General features: G+C 52.6%; 18 protein-coding genes and 1 pseudogene. 9 read left to right on the top strand and 10 right to left on the bottom strand.

Annotated features, from left to right (window positions below; all coding sequences use genetic code 11):
• Positions 1-38: 38 nt before the first annotated feature.
• The 5 genes from JMJ16_RS27160 (at position 39) to JMJ16_RS27140 (ending at position 6050) form a co-directional block, all read left to right on the top strand.
• The gene (locus tag JMJ16_RS27160) at positions 39-281 is read left to right on the top strand and encodes a TetR-like C-terminal domain-containing protein (RefSeq protein WP_307813277.1); all 243 of its coding nucleotides are present in this window, start codon (positions 39-41) and stop codon (positions 279-281) included.
• Positions 282-523: 242 nt separating this feature from the next.
• Positions 524-1687 (top strand): RNA-guided endonuclease TnpB family protein, encoded by a 1164-nt coding sequence (locus JMJ16_RS27155; RefSeq protein ID WP_201386685.1) that lies wholly within the window; start codon positions 524-526, stop codon positions 1685-1687.
• 135 nt (positions 1688-1822) lie between these two features.
• Positions 1823-2641, top strand: a complete 819-nt coding sequence (locus JMJ16_RS27150) for an MBL fold metallo-hydrolase (protein ID WP_201386684.1) — start codon at positions 1823-1825, stop codon at positions 2639-2641.
• A gap of 425 nt (positions 2642-3066) precedes the next feature.
• Entirely contained in the window at positions 3067-4356 is a 1290-nt protein-coding gene (gene iscB, locus JMJ16_RS27145; protein ID WP_201386683.1) for an RNA-guided endonuclease IscB, read from the top strand.
• Between the two features lie 32 nt (positions 4357-4388).
• Positions 4389-6050, top strand: coding sequence for a CocE/NonD family hydrolase (locus tag JMJ16_RS27140; RefSeq protein ID WP_201386682.1), 1662 nt, complete (start codon positions 4389-4391; stop codon positions 6048-6050).
• A 100-nt stretch (positions 6051-6150) separates the two neighbouring features.
• Here JMJ16_RS27140 and JMJ16_RS27135 read toward each other — a convergent pair whose 3' ends face one another.
• Positions 6151-7278 carry an RNA-guided endonuclease TnpB family protein gene (locus JMJ16_RS27135; protein WP_201386679.1) on the bottom strand — a complete coding sequence of 376 codons (1128 nt, stop codon included), beginning with the start codon at positions 7276-7278 and terminating at the stop codon, positions 6151-6153.
• A 756-nt stretch (positions 7279-8034) separates the two neighbouring features.
• A pseudogene (locus JMJ16_RS27130) lies at positions 8035-8399 on the bottom strand (sensor histidine kinase); the annotation flags it as partial.
• Between the two features lie 235 nt (positions 8400-8634).
• Between JMJ16_RS27130 and JMJ16_RS27125 the strand changes: the two are divergent.
• Both JMJ16_RS27125 and JMJ16_RS27120 read left to right on the top strand, forming a co-directional pair.
• Positions 8635-9381, top strand: coding sequence for a hypothetical protein (locus JMJ16_RS27125; protein WP_201386677.1), 747 nt, complete (start codon positions 8635-8637; stop codon positions 9379-9381).
• Positions 9382-9400: 19 nt separating this feature from the next.
• Positions 9401-9940, top strand: coding sequence for an NYN domain-containing protein (locus JMJ16_RS27120; RefSeq protein ID WP_201371127.1), 540 nt, complete (start codon positions 9401-9403; stop codon positions 9938-9940).
• 51 nt (positions 9941-9991) lie between these two features.
• Here JMJ16_RS27120 and JMJ16_RS27115 read toward each other — a convergent pair whose 3' ends face one another.
• The 4 genes from JMJ16_RS27115 to JMJ16_RS27100 all read right to left on the bottom strand — a co-directional run bounded on the left by JMJ16_RS27115 (position 9992) and on the right by JMJ16_RS27100 (position 13801).
• Entirely contained in the window at positions 9992-10768 is a 777-nt protein-coding gene (locus JMJ16_RS27115) for a polyprenol monophosphomannose synthase (protein ID WP_201386675.1), read from the bottom strand.
• A 6-nt stretch (positions 10769-10774) separates the two neighbouring features.
• Positions 10775-11839: a lysylphosphatidylglycerol synthase transmembrane domain-containing protein gene (locus tag JMJ16_RS27110; protein ID WP_201386673.1), complete on the bottom strand. Its 1065-nt coding sequence runs from the start codon at positions 11837-11839 to the stop codon at positions 10775-10777.
• Positions 11840-11851: 12 nt separating this feature from the next.
• Positions 11852-12868, bottom strand: a complete 1017-nt coding sequence (locus JMJ16_RS27105) for a decaprenyl-phosphate phosphoribosyltransferase (RefSeq protein ID WP_201386671.1) — start codon at positions 12866-12868, stop codon at positions 11852-11854.
• 246 nt (positions 12869-13114) lie between these two features.
• Positions 13115-13801, bottom strand: coding sequence for a Crp/Fnr family transcriptional regulator (locus tag JMJ16_RS27100; protein ID WP_007907127.1), 687 nt, complete (start codon positions 13799-13801; stop codon positions 13115-13117).
• A gap of 310 nt (positions 13802-14111) precedes the next feature.
• On the opposite strand from JMJ16_RS27100, the gene JMJ16_RS27095 reads away from it, so the two are divergent.
• Entirely contained in the window at positions 14112-15146 is a 1035-nt protein-coding gene (locus tag JMJ16_RS27095; protein ID WP_201371121.1) for a P-loop NTPase, read from the top strand.
• 98 nt (positions 15147-15244) lie between these two features.
• Here the strand turns inward: JMJ16_RS27095 and JMJ16_RS27090 are convergent, their stop codons facing one another.
• The 4 genes from JMJ16_RS27090 to JMJ16_RS27075 form a co-directional block, all read right to left on the bottom strand.
• Positions 15245-15730, bottom strand: coding sequence for a GtrA family protein (locus JMJ16_RS27090; RefSeq protein ID WP_201386668.1), 486 nt, complete (start codon positions 15728-15730; stop codon positions 15245-15247).
• A gap of 200 nt (positions 15731-15930) precedes the next feature.
• The gene (gene xylA, locus JMJ16_RS27085; RefSeq protein WP_201386666.1) at positions 15931-17124 is read right to left on the bottom strand and encodes a xylose isomerase; all 1194 of its coding nucleotides are present in this window, start codon (positions 17122-17124) and stop codon (positions 15931-15933) included.
• A gap of 258 nt (positions 17125-17382) precedes the next feature.
• The gene (locus tag JMJ16_RS27080) at positions 17383-19005 is read right to left on the bottom strand and encodes a cation acetate symporter (RefSeq protein ID WP_201386664.1); all 1623 of its coding nucleotides are present in this window, start codon (positions 19003-19005) and stop codon (positions 17383-17385) included.
• Positions 19002-19385, bottom strand: coding sequence for a DUF485 domain-containing protein (locus tag JMJ16_RS27075; protein WP_201386663.1), 384 nt, complete (start codon positions 19383-19385; stop codon positions 19002-19004). Before JMJ16_RS27075 ends, JMJ16_RS27080 begins: the two co-directional genes overlap by 4 nt.
• 470 nt (positions 19386-19855) lie before the next feature.
• Here JMJ16_RS27075 and JMJ16_RS27070 point away from each other — a divergent pair, with 470 nt between their 5' ends.
• A complete protein-coding gene (locus tag JMJ16_RS27070; protein WP_236601708.1) occupies positions 19856-20785 on the top strand; it encodes an RNA-guided endonuclease TnpB family protein in 930 nt (309 codons plus the stop codon).
• The last annotated feature ends 115 nt before the right edge of the window (positions 20786-20900 follow it).

The raw sequence follows: 20900 nt of genomic DNA, 5'->3' as shown, positions 1-20900 counted from the left end.
GTTCCTCTCTTGGTGACTCACTTTCTCCTTTTTAGCGTATCACCAATGAGGAACAGAGCGCGAGAGCTGCCCCTCCTGCAATACCCAGATGTATTGCTACTCGACGCCAGCCGGTGCTCACTCTGTTGCGTGATGGCGTCGGGAGGGGCGATTTGCCGTCTGATAGCAATATTGAGGCGCTGGCCGATCTGATCTATGGAGCCATGTGGTATCATCTGCTGGTGCAACACGGTCCCCTCGATAATCAGTTTGCCCACGAGATTGTACGTGCTGTAATTTGATCCTGGCGCTTAGGTCCTGTCCTTTTGTACGAAAGACAAATTACACCTTTTGGACAATGACAGCGGGCTTCCCATCATTCTATACTGATCTATGTCATCAAAAAGAGAATGCAACAGTTTCCAAAAAGGTGGGAAAAAGGGATCAATCATGGGCAAGACGCCATGCTTTCGGGTTTCTTGACAGATGGGAACGCATGTTCTATACTTAAGGGAAGAATAGGTAGGAGAAAGAGTAGAACCGCATGATTCGCGCCCATAAGATCAGACTGCATCCCACCTCAGAACAGGCCAACTCCTTTGCTCGTGCCGCAGGGGTGGCCCGCTTCGTGTGGAATTGGGCGCTGGCCGAGTGGAATCGGCAATATGAAGCCGGGGAGAAACCGACTGCCCTCAAGCTCAAGAAGCAATTCAACGCGATCCGACGGGAGCAATTCCCCTGGACCTGGGATGTGACCAAGAACGCCTCTGACCAGCCCTTTCTCGATCTGGGCAAAGCCTTTACGGCGTTCTTCGAGGGGAAGGCTCGCCGCCCGAAGTTCAAGAGCAAGAAACGCAGCAAGCCGAGCTTCTATCTCGCCAACGACCAATTCGAGGTCAGGGATCATCGCCTCTGGGTTCCCAAACTCGGATGGGTCAATATGGCCGAGAAACTCCGTTTTCAGGGAAAAGTTCTCGGTGCACGCATCACCAGCACAGCCGATTGGTGGTTCGTGAGCATCCAGGTCGAACTCCCTGAGGAGATCGCGGTGAAGAAAGCGGCAGCGGTGGGCATCGATGTCGGACTGAACCGCCTGGCGACCTTGAGTACGGGAGAGCAAGTCGAGAACCAAGCCTTTCTCAAAACCGCGCTCAAGAAGCTGCGCCAGGCCAACAAACGTCTGCATCGCAGAAAACCGGGATCGAAGAATCGGGAAAAAGCGCGCAGGCAGGTGGCACGGCTGCACTACCAGATTGTGTGCTTGCGCCAGGATGTCCTTCAGAAGCTCTCGACCAGGCTGGCGGACAGTTATGGAATCATCGGGGTGGAGAACCTGCATCTCAAGGGGCTGCTCAAAAACCGACGCCTGGCCCGCGCGTTCTCCGACGCCTCGCTGGGCACTCTGGTGCGCCTGCTGGAAGCCAAGGCCCCCCAACGGGGTGGACAGGTGATCAAGGTAGACCGTTTCTTTCCTTCCAGTAAGACCTGCCACTGCTGTGGGTGGACATGGGATCAGATGACCCTCAAGGATCGCATCTTTGTGTGTCAGAATCCCTCCTGCTCGTATTTTCAATTTCCCCAGGATCGCGACCACAATGCTGGTCACAATATCCTGCGGGAAGCCCTGCGCTTGATCGGGCTCGTTGATCAAGCCGTCTCCGGTACTGGCTCGGACGAAGACGGAAACTGGGCTGTGGACGCGGGGTAAGACCAAAAAGACCAGCTGGTCTTGAGGCACCTACGGATGAAGCAGCAACAACGAAAGACGCAGGAAGGCGATGCTTGCATACGTTTTCCTACATTAATCGGAGCAGAGCAACTTTTCTGGAAAGGAAGGGGTACGATGGAACATTGGATCTGCGTTACCTGTGGTTCTCAATTCGCGGCGCGAGAGGCTCAGCCAGAAGCGTGCCCGATCTGTAACGATCAACGACAATATGTGGGATACAACGGACAGCAATGGACAACGCTGGCCGAGATGTCCCGCAATGGATTTCATAATGTCTTCAAGGAAGAGGAGCCGAATCTTCTCGGCATTGGCACCGAGCCTTCTTTTGCCATAGGGCAGCGCGCCTTGCTGGTTCAGACGCCGCAGGGAAACGTACTCTGGGACTGCATTAGTCTGCTGGATGAGCAGACGTTGGCCGAAGTGCAGCAGCGTGGTGGCATCGCGGCAATTGCCATCTCTCATCCTCACTACTATAGTTCGATGGTGGAGTGGGCCAGGCACTTCAATGCACCGATCTACCTACACGAGGCTGATCGCAAGTGGGTGATGCGACCCGACGAACACATCATATTCTGGTCAGGCGAAACGCATTCCCTGCAGCCAGATCTCACGCTGATCCGCCTGGGAGGGCATTTTCGGGGTGGTACTGTTCTGCATTGGCCTGCCGGTTTCGATGGCAAGGGGGCGTTGTTGTCTGGCGACATCATTACCGTTGTGGCCGACCGGCAATGGGTTTCCTTCATGTATAGCTATCCCAATCTGATTCCCTTACCGGCCTACGAGGTCAACCGTATTCGCGATACTATTGCCCCCTATCGTTTTGAGCGCCTCTATGGGGCCTGGTTCGGGCGCGTTGTGATGCAAGATGCTCATCAGGCCGTGCTGCGCTCTGCCGATAGATATCTCCAGGCCCTTGAGCGGCCATTGGATTAGCCTTTATTCGAGGTGAGTGCATAGCTCACCTCATTCCCTTTTACCATGATTCTACGACATTTCCCGGTTGACTTCTCATAAAGAGCAACGTAGACTGGACTATAGAACAGTTTGAAGCGATGCTTCCAGATAGTATCCCGTAGAACGGTAAAACGAAGGAATATGCAGTCAGGTACCCCATGCCTCTGCGGCAGGGGTTTGTGAAAGCAAGCCTGGACCTGTCCAGACTTAGCAAGGACTCTTCGGAGTTATCAGGCTACGATAGAGGTGAAGTGTTGAAGTTCCTACCTACGGGTGCGTGCCAGCCTGTAGCCCTAGAATCTCTGGGTTAAACAGCAAAGCGGGGTGTTATGCAGTGCTCAGAGAAAAGTACCGCCCTCTATCATTGTCGAGGCAACCATTACCCTGGAAACAGGAGGCTCAACGTGAGCAATGTTTTTGTGATTGATAGTGACTATACCCCTTTAAATCCGGTGCATCCAGGACACGCGAGGCGCTTGCTCAGGCAGGGGAAAGCAGCCGTGTTTCGGAGATATCCCTTCACGCTTGTGCTCAAACGGGTTGTCGAGCAGCCAGAGGTACAGCCATTGCGCTTGAAACTCGATCCTGGCAGCAAAACCACGGGGATTGCCCTGGTGAATGATGCTAACGGGGAAGTCGTCTTTGCGGCTGAACTTGAGCACCGTGGGCACAAAGTAAAAGACAGCCTTGATAGCCGTCGTGCAAGTCGCCGGGGGCGGAGGCAGCGTAAAACGCGGTACCGTCAACCAAGATTTCAGAATAGGCGGCGTAAGAAAGGATGGTTGTCACCATCGTTAGAGAGTCGGCTTGCCAATATCCTGACGTGGGTAGCACGTCTGTGTCGCTATGCTCCCATTACTGCCATCAGTCAGGAATTGGTAAAGTTTGATCTGCAACTGATGGACAATCCCGACATTGCAGGCGTGCAATACCAGCAAGGAACTTTGCAAGGCTATGAGGTCCGGGAATACTTGCTCTTCAAATGGGAACGCACGTGTGCCTATTGTGGCAAACAAGATGTCCCGCTTCAGGTAGAGCATATCCATCCACGTGCCCGTCGTGGGACGAATAGGATAAGCAATCTTACCTTGGCTTGCCAAGCATGCAATACGGCCAAAGGCACTCAGGAGATCGAAGTCTTCTTGCAAAAGAAACCTGACGTGCTCAAGCGCCTTCTCGCTCAGGTCAAAAAGCCACTCAAGGATGCCAGCGCTGTCAATAGCACACGCTTTGCTTTGCTCGAACGGCTGAAAGCTCTCGGTTTGCCTGTCGAGTGTGGGAGCGGTGGATTGACGAAGTGGAATCGTACCACACGAGGACTCCCCAAAACCCACTGGCTCGATGCAGCTTGCGTAGGCAAGAGCACGCCTGCTGTGCTTTTACAGAAGGGAGTTATCCCATTGCACATCAAAGCGACAGGGCATGGGAGGAGGCAAATGTGTGTGCCTGACAGGTATGGATTCCCCAAGCAGCACAAAGAGCGCAAAAAGAAATTTCTTGGGTATCAAACGGGTGATCTGGTCAAAGCCATCACCCCCAAAGCAACATTTGAAGGACGGATAGCCATTCGTCATCGGCCATCATTCCGACTGGAGAAGGTCGATGTTCATCCCAAATATATGCGTTGTGTGCAACGATGCGATGGCTATGAGTATACACAGAAAGGAGTGCGTCATGCTCCTCCCCATGGCTAAAGCCAGGGGTCCCCGCATGGCGCAATTTTTAGATGGCCTCAAATATTCGGATTGCTTTTGACCAGCGCGTGCCAATGCGCGACGGCGTGACCCTATCAGCTGATATATATTTCCCCCCGACCGGCGAACAATGGCCGGTGATTCTCATGCGCACCCCTTATGTCAAGGCCAACACGGGGATGTTAGAACGTGCTGAGGCGTACGTACAACGCGGATATGTTTTCGTCGGTATGGATGTGCGCGGGCGTGGCGATTCTGAGGGTGAATTTACGCCGTATTTCAATGATGGTATCGATGGGTACGATGCTATCGAGTGGCTGGCGGCTCAGCCGTGGTCAACCGGTGCTGTAGGAACAATTGGTAACTCTTACCCGGGCCGAATTCAGTGGCTTACGGCTTTGCAATCGCCCCCTCACTTGAAAGCGATGATAGTAGGCGTGACACCCTCCGATCCCTTTGTAGAAACACCGACTGGTCTAGCTTCGCCCATGCATTTATGCTGGCTGCACTATGTCAGTGGCAAGGTCAATCAGGTGATGGAGGCAGCGGACTGGGGGTCAGTCTACTGGCATCTCCCCTTATTAACTATGGACGAGCGAGCGGGGCGGCCTAATCGTCACTGGCGCGAGGATATCGAGCATCCTCTGCTCGATGAGTATTGGGAACGTATATGCTACCAGAACAAGTTCGATAGTATCAATGTTCCCGTGCTGCACATTTCGGGTTGGTATGATGACGAGGAAATTGGTACGCCGCTGAACTTTCACGGCATGACTACCAAGGGGGCAACGCCTGAGATACGCGCCGGTCAGCGTCTACTGATGGGACCGTGGGGACACGCGGTAAATACAACAAGCAAATTGGGTGAGGTCGATTTTGGCCTGGGTTCTCTGATTGATATGCGTAGCGAAGAGATACGCTGGTTTGATCGTTGGCTGAAAAAGAAGCCGCAAGAGCTCCAGGAGGCTCCTGTACGTATCTTTATTATGGGCGAAAATACGTGGCGCGACGAGCAGGAATGGCCTCTGGCGCGAACACAATGGACCCATTACTACCTGCACAGTGGTGGCAATGCCAATAGCTTATTTGGAGATGGCACGTTATCTACGCACATGCCGGAAGGTGAAGAGCCGGTAGACAAATATCGTTATGATCCAGCTCGTCCTGTCCCTTTTATTTCCGAGCCGACATCATCGCAGATTGGTGGTCCTGATGATTACGCGGCTGTGGAGCGCCGCGATGATGTGCTTGTTTACGTCACCGAGCCGCTTGCGGAAGAAGTGGAGGTAACAGGTCCGGTGCGCCTCGAACTCTATGCGGAATCCTCTGCCGTAGATACCGACTTTACAGCGAAGCTGGTTGATGTCTGGCCGACCGGCTTCAGGCAGCGTTTATGTGATGGCCTGATACGAGCTCGTTTCCGCGATGGCATGGATAAGCCCTCGTTGATTGAATCCGGCAAGATCTATCATTACACTATCGAATGCTGGGATACCGCGCAATTGTTTAAGAAGGGGCATCGCATCGGGCTGGAAGTCTCTTCCAGCGCATTCCCCAAATATGATCGCAATTTAAATACCGGTGCACCTCTGGGTAAGACCAGTGAATACATTACTGCTCACCAGAGGATTTATCATGATGCGGTACACCCCTCCGCGTTAGTATTGCCTGTAGTACCAAAGCGAAATGTTTGACACTCCCTCGGATAAATCACGAGGGATTCTTCCTTCATCCAGGCGACGTGCTGACTCCCATTGCTGAGAGGTAGTAGCGGTCCTCCTGTCCAGAAGCGTTTCATGCACTCACACGTGCATCAGTTCCCATCTGCCCGATGGTACTAAGAGCCTTTTGCAAAATGTTCACGGCGGCGTTGTGATCCCTATCCAGCACAACGCCGCACCCCGTACACACATGGGTACGCACGCTTAACGTTTTCTTCACCAACGTGCCACCCCCCGAACACTGTTGACTGGTGTAGTGAGGCGGCACTGCAACAACAGGGATGCCATGCAACGTGGCATAATAGTGTACCCATAAGAGAAACCGTCCCCATCCAGCATCATGAATGCTCTTGGCAAAGTGGCGGTTTCTTACCATGTTGCGGATCTGCACGTCTTCAAAGGCAATCAAGTCGTGAGACGAGACAAGCGCGTTTGCCTGCTTTCTGGCAAAATCTTCGCGCTGCCTTTGAACTTTTAAATGCGCTTTCGCAACGGCTTGACGGGCTTTCTTGCGATTCTTACTCTTCTTTTGCTTCTTGGAGAGACGACGTTGCAAACGTTTGAGGCGTTTTTCAGCCTTGCGATAGTGGCGGGGATTCTCAACTGTTTCCCCTTCAGAATCGGTATAGAACGCTTTTAACCCAACATCAATCCCAACCTGTTTGTCAGTAGGAACGTGTTCAATCTTGCGCTCTGCTTGCACCACAAACTGGCAATAATACCCATCGGCACGCCTTACCAGACGGACGCGTTTGATCTGCTTCACAGGGAAGGTTTCAATGTCACGTGTTCCAACCAGGCGGAAACGCCCAATCCCACAGCCATCCGTGAAGGTGATATGCCTGCCATCAGGCGCAAGTTTCCAACCTGTCGCCTTGTACTCCACAGAGCGGTTATCTTTTTGAAAGCGAGGATACCCTTTCTTCCCTGGCTTCTTCTGTTTGCAACTGCCATAAAACCGTTGAATGGCAGACCACGCTCGATCTGCGCTTGCCTGACGAGCTTGGGAGTTGAGGTAAGAGGCAAAGGGGAAGTCTTTGGCAAGAACGGCGCAATAGCATTGCAACTCATTTTTGGTGGCGTGGTCGTCCATCCACAAGCGCAGGCACTTGTTGCGGATAAATTGCACAATACGGATAGCCTCATCAATGGCGGCATATTGCTGTTTGGTGCCATCCAGCTTGTATTCGAAGATCAGCACGTCCTTGCTCCTTCTCGCTTGCTCTGCTCTATTTTACAGCATAACTGTGCTGTATTCAAGAAAGGTATAACATGGCACGAGCACGCAAGGACATCTACTTTGCTGAGAAACAAGTAGAACGACTAGAGCGCAAAAGTCGAGAGGAGAACCTACCTGAAGCGGAAATAGTACGATGTGCTGTAGATAGCTTTCTGCCGTGGGATGACCCAACATATCAACCTTTGCTACCCAATCCGCCCAAAACAAGGAAGAGCGATTCATCCCCGCCTTAAAAGAGCGGAGCTTTCTCGCTCGTTTACTGTAAGTAATCCTTTCGAGGGCGATTGCAGTCCGCTCATGCTTTGAGCGAGCGGACTGCAATCGCCCTCGTCCTCGTCTTCTGGTCAATAGCGTGAAAGTTCGACGGTTTTGCGCTGAGTGCGTGAGAATTGGGCGCGGATGTTCGGAATCAGCGAGCTCTTTCGCGCGTGAATCCGCGAAGGATTCGGTCTATTGCGCACGCATAGTGTAAATTCAGGGGCCTCGCCCAGCGACATCGCGAACCGGATTTTGAGCCCCCCAGCCAACCAGACGTGCGTTCTGTTGGCGACACAGATGAGGTAACATGGGCGTACACAGATGGGAAGCGGACGCTCTCGCTCGTCCGCGGAAACCTAGTTGGTGATAGCGGTTCTATCTGTGCCCACCCATATTCTGTCGCCATCACCGACGAGAGATGATGTGCATAGGATGCTTCCTATGGCGTGCTCTCCACGTTCAGGCGGCCCGCCTCGTGGGAAGGGTGACCGTAAAGATTGAGCCTTTTCTGACATCGCTGTCCACCGTGATGGTTCCCCCGTGGTACCTGACGATCTCCGCGACAATGGACAACCCCATGCCCAGACCAGGGACCGCCTTCTGCTTGGGATCAGTAACCCGAAGAACAGGTCAAAAACCTTGCCGCGCTGCTCGCGCGGGATGCCCAGACCATGATCCTGCACTAGGATCGCGACCGCATCTTCGGAGGAGGAGAGTCCCGTCTCGACGGTCGCTGCGCTGGGGGAATACTTGATGACATTGCTGAGCAGGTTAGTGAAGACCCGTCCAAGCCGGTCTGGGTCCCCCATCAGGCTGATCTGCACGGATTGCATATAATCATCGTTCCTCATGCTTGCGTAGGGCCTTCGGGGAATTCTGCAAATGTGATAAAAAATCCTTTCGCAATTTTTCGCCAACTCAAAAAGTTTGCTTGAGTATGTTGGGAGGGGCAGCGAGAACGTATAATAAAGGCAAAAACAAGTTACACTTTCCAATTCGCTTTCAAAATACACTTTAACACTTTTGTGCTCTTTACACCGGCATAAGCAGGAGGCCTATATGAGCAGGGAAGCAAATCCAGAGGCACAGAGGAACGAGAAGTCGGTGACCTGTAGCATTTGTGCGGCGCACTACACCGTGACAGGCACATGGCAGTTGTGGGAGCCACTGACGCCCATGCAGCGTGAGCACCTGCTCCTCAACATCAGCCGCTTCTGCTATCGCTGCCGCCGACCTGCCTGCCCAGATTGCTGGGATCGGTCCTATGCGCTGTGTGCCGCCTGTGTGCAGGAAGCAGGGTTAGTACTTCAGGTGCAGGAGCGAAACGCAGCCTGGGGGGAGGATAGTCAGGAGGGACTGGTCTGTATAGAGGAAGGGCGCTATCATAGGGAATGGACGAACAAAACCAGTTCCACACATCCAACGCACACACGAGGGAAACGCATACGCAGTGTTTCGGGGAGAGAGGTGGATGAGGATGGGGGTCGCGTGCATGAGAGAACGACACAGCCACCTGTGTTCAAAGCAAGCACAATCCTGGCCCGCAGAGAGAAGAAGCCAGGCGAGGTAGCGCTTGATGAGATCGCGACCCTTCCGGGGCGTCGAGACAGGCAACACTTCAGCTGGATGCGCAAAGCCATCTTCAGCGTTGGAATTATCCTGCTGGCACTGTTCGTAGGAGGGATCATAGCAGCCACGCTCTCAATGGAGGTCAATACATTTTTATGGCAGATACTGCACATTGATGTGCGCGGATACATAGCTGCTTTCTGGAACTGGCTGCAACATCCTCCATTTTTCAAATAAAAGGGGCACCACCAATGTCATGAGCCGTGATATTCTCGTCGACGGATACAACGTCATCAAAAAGAATCCGATGTTTCAATCCCTGGGCATAGACAACATGGAGCACGCACGCCGCGTCCTGATTCAACAGTTGAGGAATCGATACCGCAACAGTGAACACACATTGATTGTCGTCTTTGATGGGAATGGGGCTCGAGAAGAGATCAAGCATGAAGAGCATATTCGTATTGTCTTCTCGCGTTATGGAGAGAAGGCTGACGCAGTCATCATCAGGATGGCAGCCCAGGCAAGAGAGGCGGGGCGTGAGGTAGAGATGTATAGCGATGACGGAGAAATTCGCGACGCCGTGGGAGAAAAGGGGGGCCAAACACGCTCAACGGGGCATTTAGCCATGCAGCTAAAGGCAGGGCCAAGAGACGTTGAGGCCCGAGCCAGGCACCGCATCGAGGTGCGCAAGGTCTATGGACTCAATCCAGCGGACAAAGCAAAATGGGACTATGAGGAAATGAGCCTGCAACAGCACACCGGGGGCAAAAAGAAAAAGAAGAAACGAAAATAAGGGCCGTTGCGACGGCCCTTATTTTCGTTTTGATGAGTATAGATGTAAAGGCTACTGATGAGCGACAGGGGACGGCTCTTGCTCGGCCTGGCTCTCCTGGACGGCACTCTTAATCACAGGCGTATGCTGCTGCTTACCAAAGCGCGTGCGAATAACAAAAGTGAATGCCTCAAAAACAATGTTCTTGGACATCTTGGAGGAGCCAACGCGGCGATCCATAAAGGTAATGGGGGTCTCAACAATCTTAAAGCCTTGCTTCATCACCCGATAAGCCAGCTCAACCTGGAAGGCGTAGCCCTGCGACTCAATGGTATCCAGATTGATCGTCTCTAGCACGCGACGACGATAGCAGCGATAACCAGCGGTACAGTCTTGCACGGGAATACCAAGCATGAAGCGTGCAAAAATATTCCCACAGCCACTGATGAGGCGGCGTGAGATCGACCAGTTAGGCGTGCTGCCGCCAGGGATATAGCGCGAGCCAATGACGAGATCGGCGTTCTCGATCTCCTTCAGGAAGTTTGGCAGATACTTGGGATCATGTGAGAAGTCGGCGTCCATCTCGAAAGCGGCATCATAGGCATGCTCAATAGCATACTTGAAGCCCGCGATATAGGCAGTGCCTAGGCCCAACTTCCCAGCGCGATGCAGCACATGAACGCGAGGATCATTCGCGCTAATCTCATCCGCAAGCTTACCAGTATTGTCAGGTGAGTTATCATCGACAACCAGAATGTGCGTCTGAGGAGCGAAGGAAAAGATGCTCTCCAGCAGAGGGCGCAGGTTCTCATACTCGTTATAGGTGGGAATGATAATCAACGTTTTCATGGAAATTTATTCTCCGCGAGTAGCCGATACTGATGAGAGATCGGCGTTAGATTGATGAGCAATAGAAAAGGGCTGGGAGTCAAGCAAACGATCAGCCTCAGCGCGTTCACGGTGAACGGCCTTGAGCGCAGGCACAGTTCGGAGCGTAAGCAGCGCACCAACTCCGATCAGTAGCCCGAACCAGAGAGTACAGAAACGAATGAGCAGGGTCGCTGCACCTCCCAATGCCGACGATGACGTTACTAGAAGGCGGGTCAGCCCCAGCACACTGCCATCAGCGGAACCGAGCCCACCAGGCAAGCCAGAGGCAGAGCCAACCAGGGAAGAAACGGCAAGAATAAAGGTAGATTTCAGCACCAGATCCATACTTGCCGCAATCCCGAGACCTCGGAAGACAAAATAGAATGCCAGGCATTCTCCTGACCAGGACACAATACCAATGCCAACGGCCAGAAGCAGAGGGCGCCACTGCAATAATGTATAGGCACTCTCATAGAAGGCCTGGAAATGCTGAGCAAAGCGTCCCAGAAAAGGGAGACGCTCACAAATGCGCAAGAGGCGCAGAGAGAGCGTGCGGTTCTGAATGACCAGTACACCAGCCAGACCAACGACCAGGAGGGGAAGCATCAGCTGCAAACCAAAGCGATAGAGCAAGAGGCCAGAAGAGGCCAGCACCAGCATAGCCAGGCCATCAGAGAGCCGCTCAGCCACAATAATAGGCGACGAATGGCTAATAGGTGCATCGGTATATTGCCTAAGCAAATAGGATTTGAGCAGTTCACCAATCTTACCAGGTGTAATAGCCATTGATAAGCCCGAGAGAAAGATGAGCAGGCTGATGGAGGGTCTCGCAACAATCCGCAGACGCTTGAGATAATAACTCCACTTCACAAAACGTCCAGTATAGTTCACCAGGGTCAGGCCCAGGATTACAGGCAGGTAGATCCAGTGAAAGCCAGCAAATGCCGCCAGCATGTTTGGAACATCGGCGTAGAACGCGATGACCAGCATGACCACGAAGGCAAATATTAGCGAGACCACAATGCCATTACGTATCTTACGAGTTTGCAAAAGCCAGCTCCATCAGTGTGGTAAGTAGAATACAAGCAGAATAATTGTCGCACACACCAAAACGGTTATCAGCATGTGGCGGTCACGTAGCAGGACCTCGTCAGGGCTCCCCCCATCGTTGCGTACATAGACCAGGTAGAGATAGCGAAAGATGCCATAGAGCACAAAGGGAACCGTTAAGATGATACTGTGGTGGCCAGTAGGCGCCTCGATGGTATAGAGGCTATAAGCCATCAGGGTGCAGGTAACCACAACCGTAATCATCTGATCCAACATAGGAATATTATATTCCTTCAGAATCTGGCGATGGGAGCTAGCTCGTCCCTGCAAAAGTACCAGTTCATTGCGCCGCTTGCTCAATGCCAGGAAGAGCGAGAGCAGGCAAGTCACCATATAGAGCCAGGGGGAGATTGAAACGGGAGTCACGACCGCACCCGCAATCACACGCAAGACAAAGCCGCAGGCGATCACAAAAATATCGATCAGAACAATATGCTTTAGCCAGATGCCATACAGAACCATAAGCACCAGGTAAGAGAGTACACAGAGCGAGAAGAGAACATTCGAGCCACCCAGCCCGGCATAAACATCCTGAGATTTGGTAACGGGAAGGAAAAAGATTGCCAAAGACAAAGCAGCACACAGCAGCACCAGAACGATAATAGCCACAATAGCCCAGGAGGCGGGGAGCTGCCCCGATGCTAGGGGACGCTTACATTTGACCGGGTGCTGGCGATCTTGCTCAAGATCAAGTAGGTCATTGAGCAGATAGATAGTGCTGGAGGCCAGGCAGAACGCGAAAAAGGCCAGGATGGTTCGCTCAAGCTCATCCACTAACAGGAGATGGCTAGCAAACACAATAGCAATAAAAAGAGTCGCATTCTTGGTCCATTGTTTCAGTCGCATCGCCTTTACCAGGGCCCGCAGGCGTCCCAGGGTGCTCAGTGTAGGCTGTTGGGCTGTCAGTTGCGGTAAGCCGCCATGTGGAGATTGTGATGTATTTACGCTAGGTTCACTAGTAGTTGGCATAGATTTCCCTAAAAGACGCTCTCTTTCAATATCATGTCTGATATGTTCCCAACAAAATAAGCTATTAACGAGACGGTTCAGCGCGTGGAGCAGTAACGAGTAGGCCAAAAGTCCAGGAGGTATATAGGCATATTCTAGGTACTCAAATGCTCAGGTTGGTGTGTTGGTGGCTACCTGAGGCTGCCACCAATACACCAACCTGAGTGAGCGCCACAAGCACGAGGTCTCAAACAGACATGACATTATCTAATAAACGCGCCGGCGCAGGTCCGCAATGCGGTGAATGGTGATACGGTGACGATCTGTACTAATATATTGCTTGTCGGTAAAATAGCCAAGCACCTTATTCACACTCTCCCGAGAGGCTCCAACCATCGAAGCAAGCTCTTGCTGCGTCAGGCGGACATCAATACGCACACCATCGCTGGCCTGAATACCATGCGCATCAGCCAGGTCGAGAAGCTTCTTCGCCACGCGCCCATATACATCCAGGAAGATAAGATCTTCTACTTGCTGATCAGTATTGCGTAGGCGTTTAGAGAGTACTTCAAGCACAGAGATCGCAATCTTTGGATTTTTGAGGATCGCTTTGTGAAAATCACTACGCTGTAAGGTATAACACTCAATCTTTTCAAGCGCAATGGCATCGGCCGAACGTCCCAGTCCATCAAGCAGAGCCTGTTCGCCAAAATATTCGCCCTTACCAAGGACAACAAGCGAGATCTCCTGCCCATCAGGACTGATAAGACAGATTTTCACTTTCCCTTCTTTGATAACGTAGAGAACCTGTCCGGGATCATCGCGATGAAAGATGACCTCGCCAGAGCGAAAGGAGCGTTTACGAGCTGCACTGGAGAGTTCGCGAATTTCATCTTCGCTTAGACCTGCGAAGAGATTCACTTGCTTAAAATAGCTTTCGGTGTCTGCCTCCATCGCTATTCCTTTTCTGTGTATTTTGCTGTGTGTGTCAGCTGCACGTTATCTACCTGATGCAGCCATCATAACATAAGCCATAGTTGCGTGCAATGTAGCGAAAAGGATCAAGCGAGGCCTCTCAAAACCCTACCCTGGAGCACAGGAAATATAGCCGGTTGGATTGATGTGTGCTATAATAATCGGAGTAAATAGGTAGGAATTACATTTTTTTATCTATGAAGCAGTGTCTTTTGACCTTTGTTAGTTTACAAATTGCAGGGCGGCAAACACATGTCTATACTGTTATTGCCGCTATTGAGGATAAGAGATGGCGGAAACTATTACTGCCGACATGGTTATTCATGATGTCGTGACCAGGTATCCAGCAACAGTCAAGGTATTTCATGGTCATGGTCTCCCATGTACCGCCTGTGCGGTTGGAGCACGTGAAAGTGTCGCGGGCGGGGCAAGAACGCATCGTTTCTCTCCAGAGAAACTTGAACTGCTGGTAAAAGATCTCAATGCGGCCGCGAATGGAGAGCCGACCTCAGTGGCTCCGAAGAAGGCTCCTGTGGGCAAGGGCATTCCGCTTAACATGCTCTCGTCCGATCCCGACCGAAAAATCAAGCAAGTAATCGCAATCATGAGCGGCAAGGGCGGCGTAGGTAAGTCGCTTGTCACAGGCTTGTTGGCGGTCTCGCTGCGCAGACAGGGGCAGCGCGTGGGTATTCTAGATGGCGATATTACCGGCCCCAGCATTGCACGCATGTTTGGTACCAGGGGACAACCTACCAAGTCAGCGAGCGGAGGCATTGAGCCGTTACGCAGCAAGGGTGGCATCAAAGTCATGTCTATGAATATGTTCCTTGAAAAGGAGAGCGATCCCGTCGTCTGGCGCGGCCCGATGATATCGAGCGCCATCAAGCAATTCTATAGCGATGTGGATTGGGGCCAGCTCGATTACCTGCTGGTCGACCTGCCTCCTGGGACTTCGGATGCCCCTATGACTGTTATGCAGGCACTGCCGCTTGATGGCGTTGTGATTGTCTCATCACCACAGATGCTTGCCACCATGGTCGTCATGAAGTGTGTCAACATGGTACAGCAGCTCAAAGGCTCAATCGTGGGCGTCGTTGAGAATATGTCCTACTTTGAGACTCCCGATCACGAGCGCTATGAGATCTTTGGTCCCAGCAACGCAACGGAACTGGTTTCGGTTACGGGCGCGCCTCTGCTAGGACAGATGCCGATTGACTCGGCGTTGACCTCGCTGTGTGACGCTGGCCGCGTCGAAGAGTACTACTCCGACGCCTATGAGGCCCTGGCTGCCAACTTTGTGAGCACACTCAAGATCAAACGCTAAGCGTTTCCCACAGCATACTAGAGCGACACTCTTTCTACAGGGGAGAGGATGTGCTGTGGAAAGGTCGTAGGCCTTTCCACAGCACATCCTCTCCCTGTTTACTCCTGGCGAAAGACCAGGCGGTTCATAACAAAGAAATTGACACAGGCCGCAACCAGAATACCAAGCGCGGAAGCCCAGAGCGAGGGCACAACACTTCCGGCCAACATGAAGATCGGTTGATTGAGCAAGGCGGTGACTAAAATCGAGCTGTGAAATGTTGACCACCGTTTAATGAATTGCGCTCCACGCTTCAGTTTGCCAGAACGGGAAACGGTACGATCTCGCCAGGTAAAAAAAGAACTAAAGAGGAAGTTAAACTGAGCTGCGAGGAAAAAAGCGACAATGTTTGCCAGCCAGGCATGTATGTGAAGTTGTAAGAAGAGGTCGAGCAGGCAGAGCTGAATCAGGGCAGCAGAGCCACCAATGCAGACGAAACGAATGGGACGGGCGGGCTCAGAGAAGAGCCAGAGCAAAGCTGGTCGCAAACGCTCTACGAGCCACTTACTGTAACGTTGACGAGCATACTGTATTTTTTTCTGCATAGCCTCCACAGATGTAGTCACGTTGATCCGCATCTAACTATCTCTCATTAGTCTACCAAACAGATGCATACAAATGAATTTCTTGCGTCTCGCCTCAGCACCTGCGGTACTTCGTACTGGGTTATGTATGTGGTTGCGGGCTGGCAGTGCCAGCCCGCAACCACATACATAGGAAAGTTTTAATTATTTCTTGGGGGAAATTAGCGGAGGCCAAGAATCAGCTCGATGGTCATCTGGTCGAGTTTCTCATAACGATAGCCGCGTTTGGCGAGCGAATCGACGTCGAACTGAGTCTCTTTCAACTTCTTAACGATTTCGCTGCTATAGCCGCTGAGCAGGCCACCATAAGTCTGGTCGCCACCGTTGAGGTCCTGCAAGAGCGCCTGAATCTCGGCGTCGGCATTAAACTGCTGGACCTTGGCTTTGAGCATGTTATACGTGCGCATACAACCAAGCGCAAAGTCCCATACGCCCTCTTCGTCCTCGGTGCGATAAGAGTGGGCATCAAAGTGGCGTGGGCCATCATAACCCTTCTCCTCCAGGAGCTTCACTAGGAAGAACATGCTCTTAATGCTCTCGCTACCAAAGCGGAAGTCCTGGTCATAACGTGGCCCCTTCTGGTCGTTGAGGTCGATGTGGAAGAGTTTGCCAGCATCAAGCGCCTGGGCGATCCCGTGCACAAAGTTCAGGCCAGACATATGCTCATGAGCCACCTCGGGGTTAACACCAACCATCTCAGGGTGGTCCAGAGTATAGATAAAGGCAAGCATATGGCCAATAGTGGGGAAATAGGTATCTGCACGCGGCTCGTTCGGCTTGGGCTCAAGGGCAATGCGCATGTTGTAGCCCTGGTCGATAATGTATTGGCAGAAGAAATTGATCGCATCGCGCATACGCTGCACAGCCACAACGGGATCTTTGCTGGCCTCGGCATCGACACCTTCGCGGCCACCCCAGAAGACATAGGTTGTCGCGCCCACCTCAGCGCCCAGGTCGATGGCAGACATCGTTTTCTGCAAAGCAAAGGCACGAACCGCGGGATCAACCGCCGTAAAGGCACCATCTTTGAAGACGGGGTGATAGAAGAGGTTTGTCGTTGCCATCGGCACAATCATCCCATAATCCGAGAGGGCCTGCTTAAAATTGCGCACAATGCGGTCACGCTCAGCAGGGGTCGCGCCGAAGGGCACCAGGTCGTTGTCATGAAAATTGACGCCCCAGGCGCCAAGCTCGGAGAGCTTCTTCACGCTCTTCACAGGATCGAGAGCCGGGCGTACAACGTCGCCAAAGGGGTCACGCCCCTGATTACCCACAGTCCAGAGACCAAAGGTAAATTTGTCCTCTTTTCGAGGTTTGTACTGATCGCTGGTTAGCTCCTGCTTTATAATGGACATTCTGCATACACTCCTTCGTTAATAGGCTACATCAATACATCTTGGTATACATCGCAAGTCATATCGTGAGTAAGGAAACGTTCCTGGCGATTCGAGCAGATATGTAGCTCCGATCATGCGTCATTGCAAGAGGGCACATGCACAAAACAGGGGGAACGGCTCTTCTCCATACTGTATCACAAATCATCCTTACAGGAGAACACAAAAAGACGCCCTCCGCTACAAAGATCAGAGGGCGTCTCAAACGAGCAATAGAACTTAGACTTCGGCATCAATACCGAGGTTAGCACGGACATTGGTCTCACTAAAGGTCTCAACCGCGGACGCATCTCGCGTGGCAAGCGAGGCCACAATCGCGACAATAAAACTCAGCGGAATGGAGATCAGACCAGGATTCTCAAGCGGGAAGAGCGCCTTGGCCTGAATGAGATGCGCGGCGGTGGCGGCTGTTCCCGGAGGATCGATGCCCATAATCGCCGGGCTGATAATAATCAAGAGCACCGACGAAATCAGGCCAACCAGCATGCTGGCAACCATACCCGCCGTGTTAAAGCGACGCCAGAAGAGTGAGAGAATAATCGAAGGCACATTAGCGCTCGCCGCCACGGCGAAGGCCAGGCCAACCAGGAAGGCCACATTACTATAGCGCAGCGCAATCGCCAGGATAATCGCGAGCACGCCAATCACAGCCGCCGTAATTTTGGCGACCAGGACCTGCTCACGCTCATCCTCACGCCCCCCCTTAATCACATTCAACCAGATGTCGTGCGCGAAGGCTGAGGAACCCGCAATCGTCAGACCCGCAACAACAGCCAGAATGGTCGCGAAGGCCACGGCCGCGATAAAGGCCAGGAAGAGCGTTCCACCTACAGCCTCAGCCAGCAAGGGCGCGGCAAGATTCTGGTTAGCTATATGTGCCTTCCCCACCAGCGTCGCGGCCCCAAAGCCCAGGAAGGTCGTCAGGATATAGAAGACGCCAATGATCACGGTTGCCCAGACGACAGAGGAGCGCGCGGAACGCGCCGTAGGTACAGTATAGAAGCGCATCAGAATGTGGGGCAGACCAGCAGTACCCAGCACCAGGGCCAGGCCCAGCGAGATCAGATCAAGCTGGCCATAGGTACCGTGATAGCGCAAGCCCGGCATGAGATAGTTCTGCGTCACCAGGCTACCAGCGGTACACTGACCATCCTTCAACACGCCTCCATTGGTGCAATACTTGCCCACAACGCCGTGTATGGCATCAAAGAAATTGCCAAGCGAGAAGCCATAATGACTAAGCACCAGGAACGAGAGCACAATCGTTCCGCCAATAAGCAAGAGAGCTTTGATGATCTGTACCCACGTCGTGGCCAACATGCCGCCGAAGATGACATAGACAATCATCAACACACCCACGATAATGATGGCCCAGTTATAGTCCAGGCTGGGGATCAGCAGGCTCACCAGCGAACCGGCCCCTACCATCTGCGCGATCATATAGATGAGGGTCACAACGAGGGTTGAAATAGCAGCCACCGTACGCACTGAGCGATTTCGCAGGCGAAAGGTGAGCACATCGGCCATGGTAAATTTGCCGGTGTTGCGCAGCGGTTCCGCGACAAGGAAGAGCACCGTCAGATAGGCGACCAGGAAACCAACCGAATACATAAATCCGTCATAGCCAAAGAACGCGATCAGGCCCGCGATACCTAGAAAAGAAGCTGCCGACATATAATCGCCCGCAACTGCCAGGCCGTTCTGGAAGCCACTAATACGCCGTCCGGCAGCATAGAATTCCGTTGTCGTGCGCGTGCGACGCGAGGCCCAGAAGGTAATCACAAGCGTGATCAGGACAATCACACCAAACATAATAAGGGTTTGGAGCTCTTTTGCGTTCATTCGTTGTTCCCTCTCACACGCGCTACAATGCGCTGTACCAATGCATCAAACGTACCGGCACGCCAGACATAGATACCCATCAAGATCCAGGTCATAAAGAACTGGGAAAGCGCGAACAGGTAGGCGACATTAATATTGCCGATGACGCTGGCATTCGCCACATCGGGCAGGTAACCAACCACGATCAGGAAGACGAAGTAGTAGAGCAGGAAGAAAATGGTCGCAGGAATGATAAGATTGCGCTTGGTGCGTACGAGTTCACGGAAATCGGCATCACGCTCGATTGCCTGCCAATCATGTGCAGACGTGTGCTGATCCGCAACCGCGTCAGAGTTGGGAACGGAGTGCCCCTCATCTTGAGGGGAAATGGCATCAGCCATAGCAAAAACCTCCAGCCAGAAACAACAGACGCACTAAGTGAGACACCTGCCAGGGAGGGAAACCAAAACGCAAGGAGAGAAGAACAGGCGAGCCCAGGCAAACGTAAAACGTGTGCCTGATCGCATCAGGGGAAATGGTGAGCAGCCAGCCAGGCTCAAAAGCGTACCTCCATGGTAAAAACATGTGAACGTCATTGTCACAAGTACAAACGCCCTTCAGTACTCAGGCATGGAGATGATGCAATGCCCTGAGCGCCATGCGCTGTATTATACAGAAGGTACCATATTTAGCCTTAAAACTCAAGAGGAAAAAGAGGTGTTAAAAACGTTTCCAAGCAATTATGCCAGATGTTGACAAAAGAAGGCGTCTCTGGTAGAGTTTCGTTGGAAAGAATGTTCTTGTATGAAACGACAAAAGAGAGGCACATCGACTCGAAGAACGTGTTGTTGGAAAGGCAGGAGCCCACCAGATGCAGTTGGTCGAACGACATCTCATTCGTCATCAGGATGCACGCTTTGCCGTCATTGACCAGGCGGCCTTTGCCTCCAAAAACCTGTACAACCAGGCCAATTACCACGTCCGGCAAGCCTTCATTCACGAGGGGACCTACCTGCCCTACGCAGCCATCTTTCATCGCTTGAAACAGCATGAGGCCTATCGTGCCCTGCCTCGCAAAGTCAGTAATGCCATCCTCATTCAACTCCACCACAATTGGGTCAGCTTTTTTGAAGGCATGGAGGCCTATCGCGAAGACCCCACTCCCTTTACGGGGCGCCCCAAGATCCCTGGCTATCAAGACAAGACCAAAGGCCGCTTCCTGCTCATCTACGAGAAAAAAGCCCTGGGCAAGAGGGCCTTCAAGCGCACGGGCAAGCTCGTGCCATCAGGGCTCCCCATCGAGATTGCGACTCAGATTACCTGGGAGGCCATTGCGCAGGTTCGCATCGTTCCACGCGCTGATGGCTACATGGTGGAAGTCGTCTATGAGCAGGAGATCCAACCGGCTGCGGTCAACCCCCAGCTTCGGGCAGCCGTGGATGTGGGCGTCAATGTGCTCGCAGCCATTACCAGCGACAAATCTGGTTTTGTGCCTCGTCTGGTGAGTGGCAAACCCCTCAAAAGCCTCAATCAGTGCTACAATAAACACCGTGCCAAGCAGCAGCAACGCCTCGCCCATGAGAACCGATATACCTCACGTCATCTCGATCGTGTGACGACGAAGCGCAATCGCCGTGTGGACGCGTATTTGCACACGGCCAGCCGTCGGATCATTGATCTGTTGGTGAGCGAAGGTATCGGAACGCTGGTGATTGGCAAGAATCCCTTGTGGAAACAGAATGTGAACCTGGGGCGCAGGAACAATCAGCAGTTTGGTGCGCCGCATCAACGGCGAAAATGAGTACAGCATATGCTGTGTAGGTTGTTGGAAAACCTACTACACACCCAACTTATCCCTGTCATATGACTTGAATCCCGAAAGGGAGGGGGGAGTGTAGCATGTTGGGAGGTGCGCC

Source organism: Ktedonobacter sp. SOSP1-52, assembly GCF_016587395.1.
This window is presented reverse-complemented; position numbering and strand designations above follow the sequence as displayed.

What these genes read in the sequence shown, in the direction of transcription:
- JMJ16_RS27155 (WP_201386685.1), top strand. Translation starts at nt 524, where the DNA reads ATGATTCGCGCCCATAAGATCAGACTGCATCCCACCTCAGAACAGGCC.
- JMJ16_RS27150 (WP_201386684.1), top strand. Translation starts at nt 1,823, where the DNA reads ATGGAACATTGGATCTGCGTTACCTGTGGTTCTCAATTCGCGGCGCGA.
- JMJ16_RS27120 (WP_201371127.1), top strand. Translation starts at nt 9,401, where the DNA reads ATGAGCCGTGATATTCTCGTCGACGGATACAACGTCATCAAAAAGAAT.
- JMJ16_RS27105 (WP_201386671.1), bottom strand. Translation starts at nt 12,868, where the DNA reads ATGCCAACTACTAGTGAACCTAGCGTAAATACATCACAATCTCCACAT.
- JMJ16_RS27140 (WP_201386682.1), top strand. Translation starts at nt 4,389, where the DNA reads ATGGCCTCAAATATTCGGATTGCTTTTGACCAGCGCGTGCCAATGCGC.
- xylA (WP_201386666.1), bottom strand. Translation starts at nt 17,124, where the DNA reads ATGTCCATTATAAAGCAGGAGCTAACCAGCGATCAGTACAAACCTCGA.
- JMJ16_RS27100 (WP_007907127.1), bottom strand. Translation starts at nt 13,801, where the DNA reads ATGGAGGCAGACACCGAAAGCTATTTTAAGCAAGTGAATCTCTTCGCA.
- JMJ16_RS27125 (WP_201386677.1), top strand. Translation starts at nt 8,635, where the DNA reads ATGAGCAGGGAAGCAAATCCAGAGGCACAGAGGAACGAGAAGTCGGTG.
- JMJ16_RS27080 (WP_201386664.1), bottom strand. Translation starts at nt 19,005, where the DNA reads ATGAACGCAAAAGAGCTCCAAACCCTTATTATGTTTGGTGTGATTGTC.
- JMJ16_RS27070 (WP_236601708.1), top strand. Translation starts at nt 19,856, where the DNA reads ATGCAGTTGGTCGAACGACATCTCATTCGTCATCAGGATGCACGCTTT.
- JMJ16_RS27075 (WP_201386663.1), bottom strand. Translation starts at nt 19,385, where the DNA reads ATGGCTGATGCCATTTCCCCTCAAGATGAGGGGCACTCCGTTCCCAAC.
- JMJ16_RS27115 (WP_201386675.1), bottom strand. Translation starts at nt 10,768, where the DNA reads ATGAAAACGTTGATTATCATTCCCACCTATAACGAGTATGAGAACCTG.
- JMJ16_RS27095 (WP_201371121.1), top strand. Translation starts at nt 14,112, where the DNA reads ATGGCGGAAACTATTACTGCCGACATGGTTATTCATGATGTCGTGACC.
- JMJ16_RS27090 (WP_201386668.1), bottom strand. Translation starts at nt 15,730, where the DNA reads ATGCAGAAAAAAATACAGTATGCTCGTCAACGTTACAGTAAGTGGCTC.